Here is a 25112-nt window from a genome sequence, read left to right on the forward strand (position 1 = left end):
CATGATGTGTAAGGGGGTTTCTTGGTATCGCTGGCTATGCGATTCGATATAGATTAATCGACGATATATCGATCGGACGGATGCAGGCACACCGCGTGCAGACGCTTCGCCTTTACAGCAGCAACCCACGCTTCTGCATCTTGAACGATCGCGGGGAACGTATCGTAATGCACGGGGATATTCGTCTTCGCGCCAATCCACTGTGCCGCGAGAAGCGCATCCGAGGGCCCCATCGTGAAGACATCACCGATTGGAATGGCTGCGGCGTGGATATCATGCAATTCGCCAATCAGCTTCATATCACTGAATAAGGCCGTATCCCCAACGTGATAGAAAGTTTTGTCGCCCATCGTAAGCAGAATCCCGCCTGCAACTCCACCATAGATTGGGCCTTGCTCGGTATCGAGACTTGAGCTATGTATCGCAGGGGTATATTTCACTTTTCCCCAACGGAATGAATTGCATCCGCCAGTATTCATGGCGAACACGGTTGCGCCTTTACTTCCAAAATAATTACAGATCTCAAAATTCGCAATGATCGGGCATTGATTCTGCAGTGCAATTTGCAGCGCATCTGCCGTATGATCGGAATGCCCGTGCGTGAGCAGCACCGCATCGACTTTGACGTCTTCGACCCTCAGGGTTGTGAGCGGGTTGCCTGAGATGAACGGATCAATAATCACTTTGAAGTTCTCATGGGACGCAATAAAGCAAGAATGACCGATAAATTGGAGCTCCATGCTCGTCACACCTCACTTAAAAATCAATATGATCTGGATCTGGACCTACGCGCTGTTCTTTGTTCATGGATTGAATGCGTTCCATATCTTCGTGCGAGAGCTCGAAGTCGAAGATATCGCCATTCTCTGCGATACGCGCAGGATTTACCGATTTCGGAATCGTAATCACACCGTTCTGCAGATCCCAACGTAAAATCACTTGGGCAACCGATTTGCCGTATTTCGCAGCAATTTCAGTTAATGTCTTATCGTCCAACAGCTTTCCTTGCATTAATGGGCTCCACGCTTCGAGTACAATATTGTGGCTGCTGCAGAATGCATGAAGCTCGCGCTGCGCCAGCAAAGGATGATACTCGACTTGGTTCACAACGGGTACAATACCGCTAACTTCGAAGATATCTTTCAAATGATGGATATGGAAGTTGCTTACCCCGATAGCGCGAACCAACCCGTCATTATAGAGCTTCTCCAGCGCTCGCCATGTATCGATATATTTCTTCTCTTTCACTGGCCAGTGAACAAGATACAAGTCAAGATATTCAAGTCCAAGCTTCTTACGGCTCTCTTCAAATGCTTGAAGCGTCGACTCGTAACCTTGATCCGAGTTCCATACTTTCGTTGTCACGAACAGCTCTTCTCTCGCGATCCCGCTGTCTTTGATTCCTTGACCAACACCTGACTCATTTTGATATACCGCTGCAGTATCAATGCTGCGATAGCCAAATTCAATCGCGGATTTAACGGCATTCGAGACCTCTTGGCCGTCAGTAACCTTCCATACGCCTAGACCAAGCCAAGGCATCTCCACACCATTATTCAATTTAACGCGATCCGCAATATGTTTCATACAATATCCTCCCTTGATATGTAGTCAAAATATCTCCATACGCTTCCATAAAGTAAGCGACAACAATATCATATCACAGGTATTTTCCACAGCGCAAAATGCAAAGCCACCCGGGTGAATCCTATCGATCCCTCCTAAGTGGCTCTACAATTACAACGTTCGTATTAATCTGCCGATAATTTATTAAGACGCTCCATTTCTTCACCAAGCAGCTCACGTGCGAATTCAACTGGCTGCTGATTCCGTCCTGTTTCGTTCTTGACCGCCGTATCCACGGCGTTTTTCGCTCGCTTCAATGCCGTGTTCGCTTGAGCCACCGACTGCTCCGACGGATGACTGAGCGCCTGAGAAACGGCATGATGCAGCGTCTCAATGGAATTTTGCGCCTGTGTTATCGGGGTCTGTTCATGCATCGAATCATCATTACGTGTCAATATGCTGTCCTCCCTTAGCCATTATTGCCTCCTTAGGATAGACGAAAAGGTGCGGAACTATCCGCACCTCGTAGGATCAACCTTTATTATTTCACGTATTTGCTTGCCTTTTCAATCGCTTCGTCTTCCGTTGGAGCCGAAATATAACGTCCATTAATAAAAATGAATACCCGCTTCCCGCAAGGACCACAGTACGATTTACACCCAATCTTAATCTCTGCGTCCGGATCCATCTGCTGAACTTTTGGTAAAAATGTTTTCATCTTGACATGCTTGCATTTATCGCATATGCGTATGTCGTTCGCCATAATTCATCCTCTTTCTAGTGATCCCCGTGATTGCCTTTTGATGGATTCGTGATGATAAATCCCTCTTCAGGGAAATATAAATAATCAATTTTGATCCCGTCGAGCATTGGCTCGTCCGATTGCAGCAGGACAGAGATTTCTTTATCCGTCTCAACAATCGTATCCGTATCCTTGACCTTATCTAAATCCATGCCGTAATGCGCATGATTCCCGTGAGAATGTGTAACGAAAACACGAAGCATCAGCTCCTGATCTTTCGCTTGTTCTAGCTCTTGCTTTATCTTTTTCGCAGCGTTGCGTGTAATTTTGCAATTCATGATTATCTCTCCCATCATGTCCAAATCCATATTCTTTTATTGTAAATAATTGAACCTTTGAAATCAACCTATAAAAAGTTCTAAATTCACAATTTGTTCACAAATTAACTCTTGATTCCCCATCTATTATGCCATATAATCCAAAAGTGATTTATTTTAGACCTAAAATATTAGAACGTAAGATTTTTAGGAAATTGGAGGTTTAACCATCTATGCAGGAAGCAATACAAGATTCCTCACCAAAAACGATTAACCGAACCATGGTGCTCATCGGCTTAATCATCGGGATGCTCTTCAGTGCACTCGAACAGACCATTGTTGGTACAGCAATGCCAACGATCATTAAAGATTTGAATGGATTCTCCATCTTCGCATGGGTCACGACAGCATATTTGATCACATCTACGACGGTTGTACCGATTGTCGGTAAACTCGCTGACATGTATGGTCGAAGACTGTTCTATCTACTCGGTGTTCTGATCTTCGTTGCAGGTTCCTTCTTATGCGCGACAGCGATGACGATGGAACAACTTGTCCTTTACCGTGCCGTGCAGGGGATCGGCGGCGGGATGCTCATGCCGCTGTCGCAGACCATCGTCGGAGATATCTTCAACGCAGAGCAGCGTGCCAAATGGCAAGGGGTTTTTGGTGGTATTTTCGGACTTAGTTCTGTCATCGGACCTTTTATCGGTGGATTTATCGTTGACCACGTGCAATGGCACTGGATCTTCTTAATTAACGTCCCTGTTGGACTCTTATCCGGTATTCTTATTTTCTTCGGCATGAAGCATGAGCTTGTAGCCAAACACAAAGCCGTCATCGATTGGTGGGGTATCGTGACATTCGTCCCTGCGATCGTTCTATTGCTCCTCGGCCTTACATTCGGAGGCAAAGATTTCGATTGGGTATCTGCAGAGAGCTTCATGATCTTCGGCGCTGCCATTGTCCTTGGCGTGCTCTTCCTGATCATTGAGAAGCGTGTAAAAGAACCAATTCTCGATCTTTCCTTATTCAAGAACCGCGTATTCGCAACTACAAATATTCTCGGATTCCTCGTCGGGATGGGGATGTTCGGCGCGATTATGTTCGTGCCGATGTTCATGCAAGCCATCCTCGGGGTGAGTCCGACTAAAGCAGGTTCGACCATGACACCGATGATGCTCTCGCTGATTGCAGCAAGTATCGTAGGTGGTCAACTGCTGCTTCGCATAAAATATCGTACAGTGCTGTTCGCGGGTATGGTCATCGGCGGCCTTGGCTTCTTCCTCATGAGTACAATGGGGACGCATACGACACAGCTTACTGTGAATATGTACATGATCATTCTAGGTCTCGGCATGGGTCTTGTCATGCCAACCTTAATGATTGCCGTGCAGAATCAATTCCCTCGCGAACAGCTTGGGACCGTTACATCCGCATCGACATTCTTCCGTTCCATTGGTAGTACGATCGGGGTTACCGTATTGAACGTGGTCATGAACCATGCGCTGGCTAGCAAAATGGATGAAGCGCTCAAGACGGATCAAGTGACGAATAATCCGGTATTGTCCGGCATTATGAGCAAGTTGGCTGAGAAGGTAGATGATCTATTTACGATCATGCTCGCGCCTCAAGCGCTGCAGCTCGAAGGCGACATCAAAGAGACGGTTCTGAATTTGATCAAAACCGTATGGACTGAAGCTTTCTCTATCGTATTCTGGGCAGGGTTGATCTTCATTGCATTAGGCGTACTAACCGCTTGCTTCGTCGGCAACGGTCGGATCTCCAGAGAACAAATGCCGCAGCGCGGCAAGAAGAAAGCGGAAGAGCAAGAACCAGCACCAGCAACAGAAGGATAAGTTATATCCGATCAACATCATGCATTTGGGAAGGGCAACCTCGAAGTCAGCACGTAGACTCGGGTTGCCCTTTTTTTTCATGACGATCCTATACACTTCGGGAACGTAATCTCAAATCGTGTCCAGCCTTCCAGCACATCCAGCGCCAGCTGTCCACCATGCTTTGCCGCAATCTGGTTCGCGATGGATAATCCAAGCCCCGTCCCCCCATCGCTTCGTCTTGCCTCATCGCCGCGAACAAAGGCCTCGAATACACGCTCCCGCAGATGGTCAGGAATGCCGACCCCGTTGTCCGCGACTTCGATGCGAACCGTATCGTGACAATCCACCAGCACCAATTGAACCAACGTACCCGAAGGATTATATTTCAGCGCATTCGTGAGCAGATTGGATATCGCACGATACATCAGCTTCCGGTTGAATGGTGCCACAACCTCCTGGGGAGGAATCTCGCATTCGAATCGAAGCCGTTTCTCTTCGAATTGGTCGTAATAATCGACGGCCATCTCCCGCATAAACTCGGCAACATCACCCACCTCTGTATCAATAGGATAATCCGGGCTCTCGAGCTTGGACAGTTCGAATACATCGTCGATTAATTCGGCGACGTGCTGCGCCTTGTCATGAATCAGCGTGATCGCCCGATGCCGCTTCGGTTCCTCCTCGATCATACCCAGCTGCAGCGCCTTAGCGTAGCCTTGTATCGTCGTGATCGGTGTCTTCAAATCGTGGGAGATATCAACGAGCATGCGCTGTTTGCTCTCCGCAAGCAAGCGATTCTCGCGCTCCGCCTGATCCAGCTTCTCCGCCATCGCATTGAAGCTCTCCTGGACTTGCGCCAGCTCATAATTCGACTCCAAATGAAGACGATCATAATACCGCCCCCCTGTAATATTGCGTATCCCCGCAGCAATTTTGCTTAATGGGCTGGTCAGCCTAGCCGCCGTCTGATGGCTGTATATGAATACGCTAATTCCCAGCAGCACGAGGAACAACACCCCAGTCTCCGCCAAGGCACCCCAGAAGATAACCTGGTTACTCTTGCTCGTCTCTTCGTCGAGGGCAATATCGATCTGAACATTCCGCTTCGGCAGACGAACAAGAACGTATCGTTGTGCGCCTTCATCCGTTCGATAAGGAGCAATGGAGTTGTAATAAGGATTCTCAGGTGTATCGTAGAACAACATGTTCAGCGAATGCTCCGTATACGATGTATCCCCCGCCTGCTTCAAGCCCTTCACTTCAATCACACGGAGCCGCTCGTCAAGAATTTCGACCCAGCCATGCAAATCCTTAATCGCGTTCTCGTTGATATGAGCTGTATTCCCCTGCACCATGCCGCTTGCTTGCCACATGGACGTATCCTTCGCCGGAAGCCATTCATTCGTTCGCATCACAAAAAAAAGCAGCAGCATGAACACGCTGACGCTAACCGTGAGCGAAAACAGAATATAATTCCTTAGCAGCATACCAGATAGTTTCAATTTATGGTTCATGCAGCTCATCCTTCTTCGCGAACCGATAGCCAAGCCCACGGATCGTCTTGAGATAGACTGGCTCTCGCGGCGAATCTTCGATTTTGTCCCTTAACCGGCTAATTTGCACCATGATTGTGTTGTCGTCGGCGATGTAGGATTCAGACCATACGGTTTCGAAAATTTGCTTCTTCGTATAAATCCGTCCCGGCTTGCTCATGAACAGCTTCAACAGCTTATATTCGATCGCGCTCAGCGTGATCTGCTCCCCTCGTTTATACAACATGCAGGCTTCATGATCCAAGGCCAGATCGCCAATCCGCGTCTCCGTCAAGGTCGGTTCCGCTCGTACGAACGAAGGATCATAGAACTCATACGTTCTGCGGAGCTGCGCTTGGATGCGTGCCACGACCTCCAGCGGACTGAATGGCTTCGTAATGAAGTCATCAGCGCCAAGGCCAAGCCCCGATATTTTATCTGTATCTTGATTTTTGGCAGACACGATAATGACCGGAATCTTAGAGTGTCTACGAATCCACTGGAGCAGTTGTAAGCCATCCAGCCGCGGCATCATGATATCAATGACAATCAGATCAATCGTGTGCTGCGAGAATCGCTCTGCCGCCTCTTGGCCGTCACGCGCTTCAATAATGTCGAATTCTTGTTCTAGAAACAACTTCAGTAGATCGACGATATCTTGTTCATCATCGACCAGCATGATCGTCTTACGCATCCGATCCCCTCCTCGTCACTCGTATTGTTCGAGAAGACCTTGCCATTTCCTCCCTTGTAAGGTTAATTTAAGAAACGAGAAAGTTCTTCGAAAGAATCGTTCCTTATACTGAGACCAAGCAACATCTTCGTGCAAACTCAAATTTCATGACAGAAAGGATAGGATCCATGCATGGCCAAAACAGAATTCAGAACCCCTGAACGCCTTCGAAAAAAACTTGAGCATTTACGTAACCCGATGCGCCGTATCCCTTCCTTGACGCCAGGCTGGAAAGGCGCATCGATCGCCTTAGCCATCACGGCCTGCTCTATTTATCTGGTGCAAGCCTATTATCTGCTTGGATCGCGTGGACTCGGAGACTACCTGATTGGAACCTTCCTGTCAGTGATTGCTATTGGGATCATAACAGGCCTCCTAGCCGGATTGCTCTCCTTCGCGAGACGAATGCCATCGCGTTATGTCTGGCTGGCGCTTGCCTCCTTCTGCTTGCTGTTCGTCAGCTTCATAGGTCCGATACCGCTCATGTTCATCGTAACCTTATCCATCATCGTGAGCGTCTCCTTACTCGGCGCGCTGCTAGCCAAGTGGATTACAGGACGATACCGCGAGGTCAAGCGAGTGACGCAGATCATTGCTGGCATAGCCTTCGTCCTGACGGTGGGCATCATCGGCATCGGCAGCTATTGGTTGCTTCATAACGGCAACCCCGAGCTCGATAAGCCTTACCGGCTGCAAACCATAAAGCCGGCCGAGCGTTATCTGCAGACGATGTTAAATCCAGCAGAGCAAGGTCCATTTGCCGTCCAGACCTTATCCTACGGCAGCGCGAATAGTTATCGGCAGCAATTCAATGCAGAAGGATCACTCATCACGAAGCAAGTGGATGGCTCCGCATTCGTGAAGAACTGGTCGACCCTCCGCACGAATACATTCGGCTTCGGGCCTGATCAGATGCCGCTGAATGGGCTCGTCTGGTACCCTGTAGGCCAGGGTACGTTCCCACTCGTCCTCATCGTGCACGGCAACCACACCGCGACCGAATATTCTGATCCCGGATACGAATATTTGGGGAAATTGCTCGCAAGCCGCGGCTATATTGTCGCATCCATCGACGAGAACTTCCTCAATACATCGCTATATGATGACTTGTTCATCCTGCATGTATTGGAGAAAGAGAATCCTGCGCGGGGCTGGCTGATGCTAGAACATCTTAAAGCGTGGGAGGCATGGAACCATACGAAAGGCAATCCGTTCTTTGGCCAAGTCGACATGGATCGGATCGCAATCATCGGTCATTCGCGCGGCGGAGAAGCCGTCACCGTTGCGGCAGCGTACAACAAGCTGCCCGCTTCGCCAGAGAACGGAAACGTAAAGTTCCAATACAATTTCGGCATTCGTTCCGTCATATCCATCGCTCCTACCGACGGGCAATATAAACCTGCAGGGCAGCCTACAACATTGCAGGATGTCAATTATTTAGCCATCCAAGGTGCGCATGATATGGATGTCAGCTCTTTCGATGGCGCAAGTCAATATCATCGAATCAGATTCTCAGATCGCAGCGATGATTTTAAGGCATCGGTCTACATCTATGGCGCAAATCACGGGCAATTCAATACGGTTTGGGGACGTACGGACGGCGCAGGCCTTGGCAACAAGCTGTTCAATACAGCCCAGCTCATGCCGATTGAGGAGCAGCTGCAGGCGGCGAAAGTGCTCATCTCCTCTTTCCTCGACGCAACCTTACGAGGAAAGAATGAATACCGAAGCATGTTCCAGGATCTCGGTTATGCACGAACATGGCTGCCTGACACGATGTACATCAGCAATTACGCCGATGCGAAGACAACGATCATCAGCAACTATGATGAAGATATCGATCTTGGCACGACAACATTACCTGGAGGAAAATTCATCGGAGAAAATCTCGAAGAATGGAAAGAGGAAAAAGTCGAGATGAAATTCATAACGGAGCAATACAGCGCTGTCCGGATTGGCTGGGACCGCAAGAAAGCATCCGGCGTCCCTCGTTATACCGTTGTTCTCCCTCCTGATGGTATCCGTACGCAGGGTAATGCCTCGGTCGTCTTCGCAATGGCGGACCGGAATGACGGACCAACGGAAGACAACACGGAAGCTCCCGTGGATGTCTCCATTCAGGTAGAAGATCGGCAAGGGAACAAGGCGTCTTTACCGCTGAGCAGCGCAGGCAGCTTGCTGCCAATGTTCGAAGGCAACATTGTCAAATGGCCGTTCATGGGCTCGATGCCAACGAAAGAGCCCATATTCCAGAATTTCACCATCAAACTTGCTGATTTGAAGAAGGTCAACCCGAATTTCCAGCCCGAGCTGTTAACTAGCATCCGCTTCCTATTCGATCGAACGGAGCGTGGAACCGTGCTCATTCGGGATATCGGGCTTCGCAATTAACCGACACCGTGATCGACTCCCCCGAATAATGACAGAGGCGTTATGCTGTTCTTTACGAACAACATAACGCCTCTGTTAATATACCGGATACGTCCTGATAGATATTCTGGAACTGCTGGATCGGGAGTGGATTCATCCCCATTCCGACTTCAATCGTGAAGCCCGGCTTACGGAACTCCTGAATGAACCAATCCTTATACCCTGCATCGCTTCCGCTCAGCTTCACCGAACGATAGCTGCTTGCTTGCGCAAATTTTCGCGCGATCGCTTCCGATTCCGCAGGTTCATAATCCCGATAATTCCAATAAATCTCTTCCCCTTGCGCATGCAAGGACAAGACCATGTCGAATTGATGCGCCCTCGTGAACTCCGCCAATGCGACGGCCTCAGGCTCCATCAGCGGCCCCTCAGCCGTGTAATCTTTGGGCCCTGGTCCCCGCTTTCCGCGTCGATCCCGCTCTTCCTCCCAATGCGCCGGGAATTGGTCATTCAGATCGACACCACGAATATTGGCTTTCCAGCGTATGAACTGATATGAACCGCCATTCCAATGCAACAGCGAACGATAATAAGGATGGCTCGGGGTGATTCCCTCTTGCGATAGCTCTACGCCGTCCGGGTTCACCATCGGGACGATCCATAGCGAATTGCGCTGATAGCATTCCTGCGGATCCATGCTGCCCCAAGTGCCGCCAGCACGATAGGCTTTGGCGTACTGTTCAATATATTTCATGAGGATTGGCGTCGTAATCCATTCATTGGCGTGAACAGCGCCATTCGCATGAACCTTCCGATCTCCTGTCCCAATCCGCATCGCAATGATCGGCTTGCCCATGACACTGTATCCAATAATATATCTTCGAATGAAAGGGTACTGCTCGCACAAGCTCGCGCTGTCTTCCATCAATTGCGCAGGTCCATATTCCGCATCCACGCGAACAATTTCCCCGCTTCTAGTGAGCGGAATAATCATGCTTTGACCTATTTTCAAATGGCGCGGATCGACCGAAGGATTCGCATTCAAAAGCTGCTGTATCGGCACCTGGAATCGTCTAGCAATTTCATAGAAGGTGTCACGCTCTTGAATCAGATAGACATGATCCGGCCGATATGGAATGTACATAACTTGTCCGGGAATTAAATACGGTGCTTCTTGCAGCTGCGGATTCACCATATGAAGCGCTGTCGTGTGGATGCCATACCTTGCTGCAATCCGAAGCCACGTATCCCCCTGCTGAACGACATAAGGAATCGCCATGGTTCCCCTCCCCTCCTTACTCCATCCAAATCTACTTTCGATTCCATGAAGTATATGAGAGAGTTGCAGATATTATGTCTTCGTTCCCCTACGAATCCGCACGAAAAAACCGGCAGGGTTCATTCCGATCGGATGAACGACACTACCGGTTTTATGTTCACAGAAAATTAGGCACTTGCCACACGACTGGCGCCGTCTCCAGATGTTCTTTTAACCATTCTTGGGCAATTTGTTGGAATATTCTCGGTTCCCCGCTGCAGAAAAATTGATGCACAGGGAGTTCATCGGCTTTGGCTAACTGTCCGTATTGATGTAAAATCGTACTGATTTCTCGCGCCGTCTCGTCCGCGGAGCTAATCAGCTTCACATTCGGCCCCATCACTTCCGCAATGGGTTCCATGAGGAACGGATAATGCGTACAACCGAGGATCAGGCAATCGATGGGCTTATAACGAAGCTGCGCAAGCGACTCCTGAACGGTCTCCCGCGTCACTTCGTCCCGGAACATGCCTTTCTCTACCAGGGGCACGAACTTCGGACAAGCTTCGCTAACCACTTCAATATGCGGTGAAATCTCCCGCAGCGCCTGTACATAGGCACCGCTCCGAATGGTCCCTTCTGTACCGATAACACCGACAAAGCCAGTCTCTGTCGCATTAATCGCGGCTCTTGCACCGGGATGGATAACCCCAACGACAGGCACATTGACCATCGCTCGAATCTGCTCTAGCGCGACGGCCGTTGCCGTATTGCACGCAATCACAATCATTTTAGGCTGAAACTGAATAAGATACTCGACAATTTGCTGGGTAAATAACAACACTTCTTCCGACGAACGCGGTCCATAGGGTGTGCGGGCAGTGTCTCCAAAATAAATGATCTTCTCCCGTGGAAGCTGCCTCATAACTTCTTTAACAACGGTTAATCCTCCCACACCGGAATCTAGTATAGCGATGGCTTGCTGCACGAACACACGCTTCCTTCTTATAGAATGTCAGTTACAGGGATTCCCCTCTCATAGAATATGAATCTATCGGCCGAAATGTACCACGTAACATGAATCCATAAATATTAGCTCAAAATGTAGTGAGGTTCAAGCAACGCCGTGACATTTCCACCAAATGCCAATAGGATATCATGAACATGATCACCACAAGTCAAATGGAAAAGGGGGCGCTCATGGCCGCTGAACGTATACTCATTGGTTGCCCGGTTCACCAATCGCCGCAAATTCTAGCTTGTTTCTTGGATACACTGCAGCACCTGCATCATCATACACCGCATCCTATCGATTATCTATTCATTGACGATAACTTGGATCCCTGGTCCAGCGAACTGCTCCTTCGTTTTGCCTATACCGAGAAGAGCCTATCACCGAACCGTCAGATTACGGTTCTCTCCTCAGGTGAATCCTTGCAATATGAGAAGGATGAGGTTACCCATCAATGGAATAATCTGCTTATTTGGAAAGTGGCGCGGTTCAAAGATCGCATCTTGAGCCATGCGCGGGAAGCCAGGTATGATTACCTCTTTCTTATCGATTCCGATGTGTTAATCCAACCTTCCACCTTGGACCAGCTCATCGAGGCGAAGAAACCGATTATCTCCGAGATCTTCTGGACGGAGTGGACGCCAGGATCACACCAGCTCCCACAAGTCTGGCTCACGGACCATTATAAAATGTATCGCGCCGATTACGGGGAAGAACTATCTGAAGAAGAAATTCAGACGCTAACGCTGGAATTCCTCGCACGCCTGCAAGTCCCAGGGGTCTACGAAGTAGGCGGACTAGGTGCTTGCACATTAATTCATAGAGATGCGCTGTACGATCGGATCTCCTTCGGCCCAATATCGAACCTCTCCTTCTGGGGCGAAGATCGCCATTTCTGTGTGCGAGCAAAAGCGCTCGGCATCCCGCTCTTCGTCGACACACATCAGCCTGCTTTGCATCTTTACCGGGCGTCAGATCTGCCCAAAGCGACGGCATTTTTTCATATTCATCGCATCGCGCCTGTCTATCAAAAAATATTTGCCAAATAAAATGACAAAATTTTAATGAACCTTTTTACCCCAAAATACGTCATAATGGTATAGATCTATATTCTATCAATATTTGAAAGGAGTCTTACCATTGAGACAGCAAACTCAGACGGCACAGCGACAATCGCAGCCTGTTGCCCCAAGCCGTCGAGCGAGGAAGCAACAGCTTACTAGCAAAAAGAAACGCATGACCTTTGGTCGTTTTATAAAGAATCTCTTCATTACATTATTTATTGTCGGATCACTCGGCGCCGCATGGCTCTTCTTCACGCCATCGGGTACGAACGTCCGTATGCTCATCGCAGATACACTCATCACCACGCAGCATCGCGTCTGGGCGAAATATATTATCGGGGAAGAAGCTCTGAAGAACCGTGTTGCCGAATATAACAAAAGATTCGAAGGCATGGGTGATGAGAAAGACGACCATACCATTACGACAGACGGGAAAAAATCCGGAGACTTGGTCGAGATCAAGCCAGTCAGCGGGGCAGGCTTCAGCGGTTACCTGATGATTGTCAATGATCCAACCAAAATCCGCATTGGCGTTCCGAATCACGTCGGACGCGGTGAGAAAGTCACGAGCATGGTGAAACGTACAGGCGCAATCGCAGGCGTGAACGCCGGAGGCTTTGCCGATCCGAATTGGAAGGGAAATGGATTCCAACCGATTGGACTCGTCATCGCCGATGGAAAAGTCTATTATGACGGCGGCATTAAGAAGACCAAGAAAACCCAGATTGTCGGACTCGATAAGAACGGACGAATGGTCGCAGGGAATTATACCATTCCGCAGCTTCAAGAGATGGGCGTGAAGGAAGCCGTAACGTTCCAGCCCCGCATCATCGTCAACGGCAAAGGTCTCGTGAAGAACGCTGCCGACGGTTGGGGCATTGCGCCACGTACCGTCATGGGGCAACGTGCCGATGGTACGATCTTGTTCCTCGTGATCGACGGCCGCCAAGCGCATAGTATCGGCGCCAATCTCTATGATTGCCAGAATATCATGCTTGAGAACGGCGCAGTCATTGCCGCGAACCTGGACGGCGGGTCATCGACCGTACTTGTGAAAGATAATGAAATTGTGAACTCTCCTGCCAGCCAGCATGGCGAGCGTTATCTGCCGACTGCCTTCCTCGTCTTCAATGATCCGGAGAAGGTCGACATTCCGAATATTTGGGAAGGACTCGATCCGCATAAAATTGACCCATCCAAGTGGTAATGCAATCATTCCTATTCATCATTTATTCATGCGAACCCATAGGACGAACGATCCTATGGGTTTTTTTCATGCCAACCAATTGACTCGTATGGCTCAGCTTCTTTAATTATTCTCAATTTAAAAATGTCAATGTGAAAATTTACAGACAACATCCGCAATCATCCTTAATATATTAGATTAATGGTGACCTCTAGCTTGTGCCTGATTCGATTTTTGTGATCAAAAAAGGTTGTTAAGAACGGTGGAAAAGCTATTGAACACTTGAGAAATACTGGTAATATTAGAGTTGAAATCTTATTCTAGAAGGGAGTAATAGGATGGTTACTTTACCCAAATTAAATGAACTAGGATTTTTCGAGATTAGGCTGGAATCCATCGGCGGTCTCGGCGCGAACTTAGCCGGGAAAATGCTGGCGGAGGCCGGAGTTACAGGCGCCTCACTTAACGGCGTAAGCTTCTCATCCTATGGATCGGAGAAAAAAGGCTCTCCCGTCAAAGCACACATCCGGTTTTGCGACAACCATACGAATATCCGAGATACGTCGCCTGTTGAACGGCCGCATGTTGTAGGAATTTTTCACGAATCATTATCCAAAACAGTCAATGTCATCAGCGGCATCTATGAGGACAGTCTCGTACTTGTAAATTCGAATAAAACACCTGAACAGTTAAAAGAGAAAATGAAGCTCCTCGGCGGTACCATTGCTGTCGTCGATGCAACAGGCATTTCACTAGAAGAGAAGAACCGCACGAACATGGCGATGTTAGGCGCGCTTTTCCGGCTATGCGACTTCCTAGACCCCGAAGCCATGAAAAAGGTCATCCGCAAATCCCTCGAGAAGAAGTATCCACAAGCTGTAGCTCCCGCAATCAAGACGTTCGAAAGAGGCTATCAAGAAGTAACATTCCAGACATTCGAACTGCCAGAAGGGCAGAAAATGCCAGCTTTTGTGCGCCAAGATACACCTGTGCTCGGTTACGAGACACAACCGATGGGCGGCGTCATTACCAATCCAGGGAACAGCATTCTGAAGGATCTAAGCATCTCGCGCGCAGGAATGATGCCGCATTTCGCCGACGATAAATGTATACACTGCGCGGCTTGCGATAACGTCTGCCCTGATTTCTGCTTCGTATGGGAAGAACAACCGGATAAGAAAGGCCGTCCGCAAATGTTCCTGCAAGGAATCGACTATCAATACTGCAAAGGCTGTCTCAAATGCGTTAGAGCTTGTCCAACAGATGCGCTCAGCAGCGCAAGAGAAGAAGATGGCTATGCAGATGAGCATCGAACGCCGCATCATTTTGACCTAGCAGTCCATTAAATTGCATGCCAGAAAGGTGGAATCGACATTGTCTATCGATTTGTCCAAAGAACAAGCAGGACTTGCCCAAGTAGAGCAGCGTGTCGTGTATGAATCCGGCAACGAAATGGCTGCTTACGCGGCGCATCAAATTAATTATCATATTATGGGATACTTTCCGATCTCGCCATCGACAGAGGTCGCTCAATTTCTAGATTTAATGAAGTCCAATGGACAGCATGATATCGTGCTAATCCCGGCTGACGGCGAACACGGTTCAGCAGGGGTATGTTATGGTGCTTCCACCGCAGGTGGGCGTGTGTTCAACGCAACGAGCGCGAACGGTTATCTCTACATGATCGAACAAATGCCGGTGCAATCCGGGACGCGATTCCCTATGGTGATGAACCTTGTCTGCCGCTCCGTCTCCGGGCCGCTTGATATTCATGGCGATCATTCGGATCTCTACTACGCCCTCAACACTGGCTGGCCCATTCTGATGTGTCGTGATCCGCAAGCGGTCTACGATATGAATATTATGGCGCTTAAGGTGGCAGAAGATGCAGAGGTTCGTCTGCCTGTGCTCGTCGCATCCGATGGTTATTTTACATCGCATCAGAAGCGTAAAGTGCAGACGTTCGCGAATCGTGAGGATGTGCATCAATTCATTGGCGCGCAGCCGCCAGTCGGATACCCTGACACGTTGGACCGCAACAATCCGATTACGGTCGGTCCGTATATGAATGAACCGGATTACATCAATAACTGTTACCAGCAATCGATGGCGATGTATAATGCCGAGCATGTCTATGATCGGGTTCGCCAAGAATTCGCTGCCCTGACAGGCCGCGACTATCCGATCCTTGATCTGTATCGCATGGAGGATGCCGAAGTCGCCGTCTTCCTCATGAACTCCGCATCGGAGATCATCAAGGATGTCGTAGACCAATTGCGTGCGCAAGGGATTAAGGCGGGCTCCATTGCACCGAATATGATTCGTCCGTTCCCTCAGAAAGCCATTGCTGAAGCGCTTAAGAACGTTAAAGCGATCACAGTTGGTGATCGCGCCGATTCTTACGGCGGACACGGCGGCAATATGGTAAATGAGATCAAGGCTGCCCTCTTCACACATGGCAACCGCGATACGCTCGTGATCAGCCGGATCTATGGTCTTGGCGGCAAAGACTTCTACGCCGAAGACGGGCATAACCTGTTCCAATTCGCCATCGATGCGATGGATAAAGGAATCGTCGAGAAGCCGTTCGATTATTACGGGCATACACCTGGCGATCCTGCCAAAGCACCGAAACGCGTGCTCAAGCCGATGAAATTCGAAGATTTGAAGACAGGCCTCATCACGGTGAAAAAAGACGAAGAGACGGGTAAGCTAAGCGTAAGGATCCCGCCGCTCCGCTCGCTCACGAAGAAACCGAAGCGCATTGCGCCAGGTCACGGTGCCTGCCCAGGCTGTGGGATTTTCTCCGGCCTTGAGTTATTCTTCAAAGGCATCGAAGGCGATATCGTAGCGCTCTTCCATACGGGATGCGCGATGGTTGTTACAACCGGCTATCCTTACTCGTCGCACAAAGCGACGTACATTCACAACTTGTTCCAGAACGGTGCGGCTACCCTGTCCGGGGTTGTCGAGATGTTCTGGGAACGCAAGCGCAGAGGCGAGCTCGATCACTTGAATCTGCAGGATGACTTCACCTTCGTCATGATTACGGGCGATGGCGGTATGGATATCGGCATGGGCCCGGCAATCGGCGCGGCGCTTCGCAATCATAAGATGATCATTCTGGAGTACGATAACGAAGGCTACATGAATACAGGGGCACAGCTCTCCTACTCGACGCCGATGGGACACCGGACCTCGACTTCCAATGTCGGTTCCGTCCGGGCCGGCAAAGTGTTCCATCATAAAGACACAGCGCAGATTATGGCCGCAACCCATATTCCTTATGTATTCACCGGTTCCGAAGCGTTCCCGCAGGATCTCGTGAAGAAAGCCGCCAAGGCACAGTATTATGCGCAAAATGAAGGACTTGTCTATGGTAAGATCTTAATTACGTGTCCGCTCAACTGGTTGTCCGAAGATGAACTTGGCACGGAAATTATCGATGCCGCTGTTGGCTCTTGCTTCTTCCCGCTCTACGAGGTGGAGCATGGCGTAACGACGATTACGTACAACCCGGATGAGAAAGATAAGCGCGTTCCGCTCGTCGACTGGCTCAAGACAATGGGCAAGACGAGACATCTTACCAAGCCAGAGCATGCCGAGACGCTCAAGGCATTCGAAGGGGAAGTCGAGCGCCGATGGAAGATCCTTCTCGCGAAGCATGAGAATCCGTATCTATAAGTTCGAGTTCAAAAAGTTAGCATTTCAGCACCGAGAATGAGAGGAGTTGTCCTCTATGCCTTACGTACTCCACCATACGGCAACCGGGCAGATCTATGCGTGTCTGCTCCGTAATGGCTATGATCTGGTCTATTACGGGGTGAAATATTGGGAGGATGAGGAAGCTGCCTCTACTGAGCTTCCTGCCTTCCACGCTTCACAGGAATTGTTAGCCACGGAAGCATGGTCGCTGCTTGAAATTGAAGAGCAGGTTCTGAAATTATGCAATGTGAAATTGAAGAACAACCCGAAGTACATCTGTTTCCTCGATACGGAGGGCCGGCCATATACGGAAGTCCTCACGCCATAACGTTCGTATACACACAGAGCAGCAGTCCCCCTTCATGCACAGGGAACTGCTGCTCTTTTACATTTCGTCATCGATTTAGCGACGCGGTTATTTAAGAACTTCTTCGAATTCGCGCGTTTCTTCCTTTTCTTCTTCTTGGCTTGAAGCGATTTGCGCAAAGGTTTCATCATCCTCTTGGCGACGGTTTTGGCGCCACTCGCGGATATTATTCACTTTATCTTTCGCTGCTTCAACCCAGCTCGAAGTCTGCTCGCCAACTTGTTTAATGACATTCGTCGTTTTCTCCGTTACTTGGTGCGCTCCTTCTTTGATATCTTGCCGCAGCTCGCGACCAGACTTGGGTGCAAGCAGTAGCGCCGCTACTGAACCAACAACACTCCCTACAAGTGCACCTAATAGAAAACTTTTTCTTTTCTCCGACATTTGTCATCGCTCCTCATTATGATCCTTCTTTACTCTCACTTGGCTTCGCTGCTCGGGACTCTGCGTTCGCTGGGCGAACGGCTTGCCATTTCTCCCATAATCCAAGGCCTAGATCCATCCAATCGAACATATCGCCAATGCGCTCAATGTTATTGGCGTGTGCACGATTCACATGCGACACGGCAGAGGCCGTTAACGCTTCCGTGACGGAGGTAACCGAGGAGGTGACATAGCGCAGTGTCTCCCCAGTATCGCGGATGGAATCACAGAATGGCTCAAAGGCATCCACTTGGCGCTTGACGTGCGCCGCTGTCTTCTGCGCATCTTGGATGAAGATGGACACCTCTTGGCCTAGCGCAGCCGTATCTCGCTGCAGTTGAAGAATTGTGACATAGGCCTGCAGCACCGTATTTCTTACCGTAATAAGTACGATGATGGCCACGACAACCAGTATGATGAATGCAATCGCCATACTTACAACACTCCATTCAACCATCCACGATCACCTCGATTCACGTTGTTCCCGGGCGAATGCCCATTTTCTAATGACAGTATAAGAAGATTGGGCTTGACTTGACACAGCGGACAAACCAAAAATATTGAACTTTCGTCAAAAGCCTTACGCGGCGTGCGATTTATGCCCTTATAAGCAAGGGGGCGTCATGCAGATTGAGCGAAAGATGCACTCTGTGTCCGTACATGGCTATGGCTAGCGAACTCAGAAATGCTTATTTCGCTGAATTACCACGTTTTCTGATTCTAACGAACCCCAGCAATGCTATTCCCGCCACAAGGCAGCGATATTGCCGATTCTGATTACAATAACGCCGCTAGGATTCGTTAGGTCAAAAAAAACTCCAATATTGAGCGGATAAGCCTACTACGATTCGTTAGCCGTTCCATCTCAAGTTAAAGCCAATGAGTAAAGGTAAGACACAAAAGTAATAAATGGTAACTAGTGAATGTCTTCTATGGGATTTTATAATTAACCAAAGACGAGCCTACACCATGAATACAGGATCAACTGAGAAGATCATTTTCAAACAGAATATAATGGCTTGTCAGTCAGCAACTTAGACAGAAAACTGTATGCGCTTCCATTTCAGTATTTATGATCATCTCTCAAACACCTTCAAAAATGAATGTATTTCCCCTTTCCAATTTGTAAGCGTTTCATCGTATTCCTTGCTATAGAAGCGACTATCGCTTTTATATAAAACAATCAAAAAAGGAGCATGCGATTATGAAAGGTAAACTGAAAAAACGTTTTGTGGTTATTTTAGCATCCGTATTAACTGTTGGTACGATGCTGAATGCTTCTAACGTACTGGCCGGCGGCGACACACTGCCACCGCGTCCTGGTGAACAAGGTTTTAAGGGGAAAAACCAACCTGTCTATCATGGGTATCGAAAACAAAATATTGTGGATTGGACACCTGCGAGCGATGAATATTATGACTTCATGCGAGCGAAAGTGCCGCTTCAGAATCGTAATGAAGCTTTCAAACCAACGCAGGCCAATCCGATGTTGGATCAGGAAGTTCAAAGCCTACTTTTAACAGGAGATTATGGCAACGAATTTTTCAACCCGACGATCTATAATGATCAATTCGCGCAATATTTGTTTAACTTCTGGCAATACGTGGATTATACGGCGTCTTGGCATGGTGTAGTAACGAACCCAACGCCTGATTCTTTGTTCGATCCGGAAGCAGATTGGTGGCAGCGTGAATATGAGTTTGGTGTGGTGAATATTCCAAACCCGGCGTATACCAATGCCGCTCACAAAAACGGTGTTAAATCGTTAGGTTGCGTTTTCTTCCCAAGAACAGAACATACCGATGACTTTATTTATAAAGACGAGAATGGAAGATTCCCAGTCGCGGACAAACTCGTTGAAATGGCGAAATATTACGGATTTGACGGGTACTTCGTGAATGCAGAGGAAACGTTGCCTGCAAGCTTTATGCCTTTGTATCAAGAATTTATTCGTGCGATGACCTCGCAAGGAATTTATGTGCAAGTCTATGCTTCGAATCTATATGGACCGACGAATCAGAGCAAGTGGGGAAAAATCGATTACTATAATAAAGATGCTTCCTTGTTTAGCAACTGGATCAAGTCTCCAGAGGATCAGTCCATTGCTGCGAACTCCTTGTATATGAATCCAGACCCAAGTAAATCCCAGGTAGATGGATCTGTTGCAGGCATGAAGGCATTAGGCTTAGATCCTAGAAATACGGTATTTAATACGCTTGAAGCGGGTCAAACCGGATTTAGCGGAACACGCGGCGCATTATATAATACGCTTGATGAAAATTTAGTACCAAGAACAGGTATCGCTTCGCTAGGGGCTTCAACAGTATTTGATCACCTGGATGAACAACTCTTTGGTCATTCAGGACCGAATAAGTACACGGAAAATCGACGCGGCAACCCGGACTATTACAAATATATCTCGCAGAGAGAAAGAACATGGTTCTCAGGTGCGTCCGATGCTCCTACATACAATGAAGGAAAAGGAACACTAGCTTCAGCTGGTATGACACAGGAGCAATTACAAGAAGCAGTATTAAATGCGACGCCAAACCCTGTGAAAACAGCGAATGACCCTGATCGTGGACAGCCAAACCCAGGTCAACAATATAAAACTTGGCCAGGTCTAGCCGCATACATTTCCGAAAGATCCGTAATCGACGGTTCCAACTTCTATACGAACTTTAATACCGGACATGGTATGGAGTATTACATTGACGGTGAAGTGTCGAATAACAACCAATGGGCGAACATCAACATTCAAGATATTCTTCCGACATGGCAATGGTGGATTGATACGGAAGGCACTCGTCTAAAAGTAGATTTCGACTATGGTAAGAAATATAGCGCAGGAAATGATTATACGCAGCTTGGCGGATATCATGGCGGAAGTTCTCTAGCCATCTTTGGTGATCTGGATGCAACGAACTTTATCCACTTGTACAAAACTAAATTAGACATTAAAGATTCTTCAAAGTTAAACATGACGTATAACAAACCATCAGCTACAGATGCGAGCAGCGTGAAAGTTGGTTTGATTTTTGAAGATGATCCATCCAACGTGGAGTACATTGACATTCCAAGTGGCGCGAACAAAACGACCAAAGGATGGGTTCAGAAAAATCTTGATCTATCTCCGTTTGCAGGTAGAACATTAGCATCTTTCGGTTTAGCTTTCACGCCTGAACAAGGAACGATTGAAAATTATCAATTTAACGTAGGCGAAATAAAAATTACAGATGGTACTGTTGCAAAGGCTCCCGTGCCAACAGGCTTAAAGATGGATAAGTCCTTTGACACGTCTGAAATGTATATTTCATGGACTTTAGATGATTACAGTAAAGTAGAGCGATACAATGTGTATGCGGAATATGAGAATGGCACAGAAATCTTCCTAGGCGGAACCTATGACGACAGATTTTATATTAAGTCTTTGTATGACCCGCAAGGTACGGTGAACATCAAAGTTACAGCCGTTGGTGCAGATGGAAGAGAGAGTAAAGCAGCCGTTGTTAAGAAAGATTTCTCCAAGACGGTGAAAAATATCAATACAACTGAAAAGGTTGGATCGATTGATGTCACTTGGGAAACACCAGCAGTTCAGTATGCTAAAGCAAAAGTAGACGTAACATTGAACTACTCCAATAAAGAAGGGGTTTCAACGACAGTAGCACAAGGAACATATGAAGCAAAAGTTGAAATTCCATTGGCAGACGGAAGTGCTTATACCGTTAGAATTTCATTGTTGGATGCTAAGGGTAATGTGGTTAGTTATGCAGATCATACAGGTGTACTAAAAGATGATCACGCGGATGCTTATGAAGGCGTTGCAACCTTGAAAGGCACGAAAGTGAAACTATCCGGCCCAACATCCGATGACTGGTGGCATTTATATGTCTCGCAAGATGGCAAACAGATTCCATTTAAAGATGGAAGAGCGTATGCGATTCGAGGTATTGATGATTTAACATCCATTCCAGTAAAGGGAGCTTCAGGCGTACTTGAGGTCGTATTAGAAGACTTTAACGGCAATAAGTCGGAGCCTGTACAAGTTTCATTTGGAACAACGCTTACCAATGAGTAAATAAAGGCTTTATTCATAACTCGCTTCCAGTTTATGTTGCAATAAACTGGTAAGCGGGTTTTTATATTTGGTAGATCGCATAAAACGCGATCCCCCGGACCGAGGAAATCTTCCCCGTAATCCGCTGAATCGCGTTTTATGCGAATTTCACAATTACTTATATTGCTTCCAATCTTGCTTCGTGTTATTCAGTAAATATTCGAAGTCATTCTCTCGGCGCTTCTGCTCTGCTTGCCGTGCTTCCTCTTCCTGCTTCCGCTTGGCTGCCTTACGAGCCTCTTCTTCTTGCTTCATGTCATTAGCTTGCGCTTTTAGCTTCTCGAGCACCTTCGGATCGAGGAGATCCTTGAGCGTTGCCGGTTTATCTTGAGCAGCCATTGTTTGCGCTTGGCGCGTCTGCTGCTTCATTTTCTTCGCCATCTTCATTCACCTCGTTTTTGAACAGTTCATCGTTCTATTATAACAGATTCCATGCTTCGGCTGCTGTTCGACATGAAAAAAGAGGCCTCATGGAGACCTCCTTGCATTAATTGGATGATGGAATGCGATAAGTGCATCTTAGTCCGCCTTTGGCAAGACATTCGGTTCGTTCTACCTCGGTGCCGAGCAATTCCTTGAACAATGCGAGCTCGCATTGGCAAGCTTGCTGATAGACATGAGCGACTTGGGTGATCGGACAATTATGCTCGTGCAGCAGATAGTCCCCCTGCTCCCCTTGCGTAAGTTCTGCCATATACCCATTCGTGCTCTGAATTTCCGTCAGCTCGATCAGCCGTTCATTCAGATTCTTGCCTTCCATACGAGGCGCATACTTGCGAAGCAGCTTCGCCTTACGCCCTTCGAACAATCGATTCACCATCGCTTGTCCGGCCGCAGGATCCTCAGCATGATTCTCTTCCAGCTCCTGCAGCAGCTCCAGTAACAAATTCTGATAGTTCTTCGGAAAATGATTATCTGCGAGCTCTGTTAATTCATAGACCAAGCTCGGACGTCCAATCGATTGCCGAACGAGCGAACTTCGTACAAGCCCATCTCGCTCCAATGTATTTAAATGGCGTCTCACCGCCATCTCCGTGATCTGCAGCGATTTCGCTAGCTCACTAACGAGGAGTCCGCCCCTCGTCTTCAATAATGTAAGAACAACACGCCGTGTTGATGTATCCTGCTCCGCTCTTAACATACGTACCACCTCAGGCGTATTGTAACGTATTTTGGTACATAAGTAAATTAGTAAACAATTATGTATCAAAAATACGCGTTCACTGTATTCTGCTATTACGTATGAAACGCACCTAATTCTCGTTCAACATACTGACGTACGGATGATGCAAAAGTCTCCAGCACATCCGGTAATACGGCTAGAAATGGATGGCGCTCCTGGCTTGGCCACGCATAATATTCCTGCACTAACGGTTTGCGCAGCCGCACAAGCTCAATCAGTACAGGGGTGAGTTCGCGCGGGAATACTTGCTCTTCCGCATTAATCTCAATGATGTCCTCATAACTGCTGGCATCACGCATAATAAATCCATCGATAAGATAACTGCCGACATCCGTGACAGTCTCAATCGCAAGATGCAGCGCCCGCTCTTGCGCTAGCCCTTCCACCTTGCTGCCATTCCAACCGGCTCCAATCTCACGCATCGCTTCCGCAATCGAAGGAATACATTGCAGCCGTAATTCAAGTTGCTCACGATTCACATAGTACACGGCAAGTGCCTCCCATTCTCTAGCTTAGGATTGCTTCTTCCGCTTGCCCTTCCACTTCAACCAGAAGAAGATTACGAGGAAGCCAATAACAATCTCAAGAACGACTGCAAAGGCTTCCATAACATCTTTCAAATCACTCATACTGCGGTCCCTACTTTCCTATACTTCATAATCCAGGCTGATGGAGCTCTCACGCGCTTCAGCCATATGGGCGATAACTTTCTGATGTTCCGGATGGACATTATATGCCGCAAGCGACTCAAGCGAATCAAAAGTCGTCACCAGAGCGATATCATAAGAACGATCGGAATGCATGACATCTTTCCCTACTTCGATGCTCTTAAGTTCGGGGATCTGACCTTCCATTGCTCGAAGTACACTCGCAGTCCGCTCCACGCTCTCCGGTGAACGGTCTTTTAGTTTAAATAACACAATATGTCGAATCATAGCCAATCGCTCCTTTACCTGCTACAAACTGTGGAATCTTACCTATTATACACCAATCATTTTCCAGAAACACGCATAAAATAACCCCACACAGGAGGGAGTTGGCTTCGAGGTCAATTCAGGTCCACGGAGGAACCCCGGGAACAAAAAAATGAGCGCTTGAATGATCATCAAGCAGCTCACTCCGCATACGCATCATTTGTCCCTCTGTTTCAGAATTTGAATCATGTCGCGAATCTTCTGAGGCAGCGGAAGCCCTAATCGTCCATAATTCTCCGTGATTGAGATCAACTCGTTCGCTAAGTAAAAATATATCGCACCTGACATTATGATTTCAGTCCCTAACAGCAGGTCCATCTGATGCCCTAACATAATAATGAAGAGCATGAATACTTTGCGTGCGATCCCCCAGAATCCCGTATTACTATTTAACCCTTGTCCCTCAAGCAGCGAAGCTGCAATGCCGGTAATATAATCTATGGTAATGGCGACTAGAAAAAATGTGAGCAATTGGCTCCACTCCCCAAAAGCAAAAGTCACGACGGAACCAACAATGCCGGTCATCGTATTCAGAGCGATTTGGTTCAATAGCATCGTCCCCTTTACTCTGGTGTGCTACGATATCATATGATCCTATCGATCAAAATGAGAGTGATAGTGCCTAGATCCCACGTGCACATTTCCTATTAACCTCGCAAACTTATACAGATTCCCAAAAAAGCCTCAGCACGAGGCAGAGGCTTCTCTAGTATTTCTAT

Annotated in this window: 24 protein-coding genes; 8 read left to right on the forward strand and 16 right to left on the reverse strand. The window is 48.0% G+C overall.

The features are described from left to right. Window positions 1–53: 53 nt before the first annotated feature. From GCU39_RS15875 to GCU39_RS15895, 5 genes are all read right to left on the reverse strand, one after another. Window positions 54–740 (reverse strand): metal-dependent hydrolase, encoded by a 687-nt coding sequence (locus GCU39_RS15875; protein ID WP_152394413.1) that lies wholly within the window; start codon window positions 738–740, stop codon window positions 54–56. 16 nt (window positions 741–756) lie between these two features. Continuing rightward, complete coding sequence (locus tag GCU39_RS15880; RefSeq protein ID WP_152394414.1) at window positions 757–1587, reverse strand: aldo/keto reductase; 831 nt, start codon at window positions 1585–1587, stop codon at window positions 757–759. A gap of 164 nt (window positions 1588–1751) precedes the next feature. Next, window positions 1752–2021: a hypothetical protein gene (locus tag GCU39_RS15885; RefSeq protein ID WP_227793221.1), complete on the reverse strand. Its 270-nt coding sequence runs from the start codon at window positions 2019–2021 to the stop codon at window positions 1752–1754. An 86-nt stretch (window positions 2022–2107) separates the two neighbouring features. After that, on the reverse strand, window positions 2108–2329 hold the full coding sequence (locus tag GCU39_RS15890; RefSeq protein ID WP_152394415.1) for a YuzB family protein: 222 nt from the start codon (window positions 2327–2329) through the stop codon (window positions 2108–2110). Between the two features lie 14 nt (window positions 2330–2343). Then, entirely contained in the window at window positions 2344–2646 is a 303-nt protein-coding gene (locus GCU39_RS15895) for a HesB/IscA family protein (RefSeq protein ID WP_152394416.1), read from the reverse strand. Between the two features lie 212 nt (window positions 2647–2858). On the opposite strand from GCU39_RS15895, the gene GCU39_RS15900 reads away from it, so the two are divergent. Beyond that, window positions 2859–4484 carry an MDR family MFS transporter gene (locus GCU39_RS15900; RefSeq protein ID WP_152394417.1) on the forward strand — a complete coding sequence of 542 codons (1626 nt, stop codon included), beginning with the start codon at window positions 2859–2861 and terminating at the stop codon, window positions 4482–4484. A 77-nt stretch (window positions 4485–4561) separates the two neighbouring features. Here the strand turns inward: GCU39_RS15900 and GCU39_RS15905 are convergent, their stop codons facing one another. Next, entirely contained in the window at window positions 4562–5980 is a 1419-nt protein-coding gene (locus tag GCU39_RS15905) for a sensor histidine kinase (protein ID WP_152394418.1), read from the reverse strand. Beyond that, complete coding sequence (locus GCU39_RS15910) at window positions 5970–6692, reverse strand: response regulator transcription factor (protein ID WP_152394419.1); 723 nt, start codon at window positions 6690–6692, stop codon at window positions 5970–5972. Before GCU39_RS15910 ends, GCU39_RS15905 begins: the two co-directional genes overlap by 11 nt. A gap of 171 nt (window positions 6693–6863) precedes the next feature. Between GCU39_RS15910 and GCU39_RS15915 the strand changes: the two genes are divergently transcribed. Beyond that, entirely contained in the window at window positions 6864–9122 is a 2259-nt protein-coding gene (locus tag GCU39_RS15915) for an MFS transporter (protein ID WP_152394420.1), read from the forward strand. A 52-nt stretch (window positions 9123–9174) separates the two neighbouring features. Here the strand turns inward: GCU39_RS15915 and GCU39_RS15920 are convergent, their stop codons facing one another. Together GCU39_RS15920 and racE are read right to left on the reverse strand one after the other, a co-directional pair. Beyond that, a complete protein-coding gene (locus GCU39_RS15920; RefSeq protein ID WP_152394421.1) occupies window positions 9175–10380 on the reverse strand; it encodes a M14 family metallopeptidase in 1206 nt (401 codons plus the stop codon). Window positions 10381–10537: 157 nt separating this feature from the next. After that, the gene (racE, locus tag GCU39_RS15925) at window positions 10538–11347 is read right to left on the reverse strand and encodes a glutamate racemase (RefSeq protein WP_152394422.1); all 810 of its coding nucleotides are present in this window, start codon (window positions 11345–11347) and stop codon (window positions 10538–10540) included. Between the two features lie 176 nt (window positions 11348–11523). On the opposite strand from racE, the gene GCU39_RS15930 reads away from it, so the two are divergent. The 5 genes from GCU39_RS15930 (at window position 11524) to GCU39_RS15950 (ending at window position 17654) form a co-directional block, all read left to right on the forward strand. After that, window positions 11524–12420: a glycosyltransferase family 2 protein gene (locus GCU39_RS15930; RefSeq protein ID WP_152394423.1), complete on the forward strand. Its 897-nt coding sequence runs from the start codon at window positions 11524–11526 to the stop codon at window positions 12418–12420. Window positions 12421–12607: 187 nt separating this feature from the next. Further along, the gene (locus tag GCU39_RS15935) at window positions 12608–13642 is read left to right on the forward strand and encodes a phosphodiester glycosidase family protein (RefSeq protein WP_227793638.1); all 1035 of its coding nucleotides are present in this window, start codon (window positions 12608–12610) and stop codon (window positions 13640–13642) included. Between the two features lie 317 nt (window positions 13643–13959). Next, entirely contained in the window at window positions 13960–14967 is a 1008-nt protein-coding gene (locus GCU39_RS15940) for a 2-oxoacid:acceptor oxidoreductase family protein (protein ID WP_152394425.1), read from the forward strand. Window positions 14968–14995: 28 nt separating this feature from the next. Then, window positions 14996–17305: a thiamine pyrophosphate-dependent enzyme gene (locus GCU39_RS15945; RefSeq protein ID WP_152394426.1), complete on the forward strand. Its 2310-nt coding sequence runs from the start codon at window positions 14996–14998 to the stop codon at window positions 17303–17305. A gap of 55 nt (window positions 17306–17360) precedes the next feature. Then, window positions 17361–17654, forward strand: coding sequence for a hypothetical protein (locus GCU39_RS15950; protein ID WP_152394427.1), 294 nt, complete (start codon window positions 17361–17363; stop codon window positions 17652–17654). 87 nt (window positions 17655–17741) lie between these two features. On the opposite strand, the gene GCU39_RS15955 is transcribed toward GCU39_RS15950, so the two are convergent. Together GCU39_RS15955 and GCU39_RS15960 are read right to left on the reverse strand one after the other, a co-directional pair. Further along, complete coding sequence (locus tag GCU39_RS15955) at window positions 17742–18077, reverse strand: YtxH domain-containing protein (RefSeq protein WP_152394428.1); 336 nt, start codon at window positions 18075–18077, stop codon at window positions 17742–17744. A 16-nt stretch (window positions 18078–18093) separates the two neighbouring features. Beyond that, complete coding sequence (locus tag GCU39_RS15960) at window positions 18094–18573, reverse strand: DUF948 domain-containing protein (RefSeq protein ID WP_152394429.1); 480 nt, start codon at window positions 18571–18573, stop codon at window positions 18094–18096. A 747-nt stretch (window positions 18574–19320) separates the two neighbouring features. Between GCU39_RS15960 and GCU39_RS15965 the strand changes: the two genes are divergently transcribed. Beyond that, a complete protein-coding gene (locus tag GCU39_RS15965; RefSeq protein ID WP_152394430.1) occupies window positions 19321–22197 on the forward strand; it encodes an endo-beta-N-acetylglucosaminidase in 2877 nt (958 codons plus the stop codon). Window positions 22198–22350: 153 nt separating this feature from the next. On the opposite strand, the gene GCU39_RS15970 is transcribed toward GCU39_RS15965, so the two are convergent. The 5 genes from GCU39_RS15970 to GCU39_RS15990 form a co-directional block, all read right to left on the reverse strand. Continuing rightward, window positions 22351–22617 carry a YqkE family protein gene (locus tag GCU39_RS15970; protein WP_152394431.1) on the reverse strand — a complete coding sequence of 89 codons (267 nt, stop codon included), beginning with the start codon at window positions 22615–22617 and terminating at the stop codon, window positions 22351–22353. A gap of 106 nt (window positions 22618–22723) precedes the next feature. Next, on the reverse strand, window positions 22724–23377 hold the full coding sequence (locus tag GCU39_RS15975; RefSeq protein WP_152394432.1) for a helix-turn-helix transcriptional regulator: 654 nt from the start codon (window positions 23375–23377) through the stop codon (window positions 22724–22726). 95 nt (window positions 23378–23472) lie between these two features. Next, complete coding sequence (locus tag GCU39_RS15980; protein ID WP_152394433.1) at window positions 23473–23907, reverse strand: DUF86 domain-containing protein; 435 nt, start codon at window positions 23905–23907, stop codon at window positions 23473–23475. A 159-nt stretch (window positions 23908–24066) separates the two neighbouring features. Continuing rightward, on the reverse strand, window positions 24067–24354 hold the full coding sequence (locus GCU39_RS15985) for a Dabb family protein (protein WP_152394434.1): 288 nt from the start codon (window positions 24352–24354) through the stop codon (window positions 24067–24069). Window positions 24355–24549: 195 nt separating this feature from the next. After that, window positions 24550–24948 carry a phage holin family protein gene (locus GCU39_RS15990; protein WP_407671550.1) on the reverse strand — a complete coding sequence of 133 codons (399 nt, stop codon included), beginning with the start codon at window positions 24946–24948 and terminating at the stop codon, window positions 24550–24552. Window positions 24949–25112 lie beyond the last annotated feature (164 nt).

Origin of the sequence: Paenibacillus guangzhouensis (genome assembly GCF_009363075.1) — a bacterium.
Taxonomy (GTDB): domain Bacteria; phylum Bacillota; class Bacilli; order Paenibacillales; family Paenibacillaceae; genus Paenibacillus_K; species Paenibacillus_K guangzhouensis.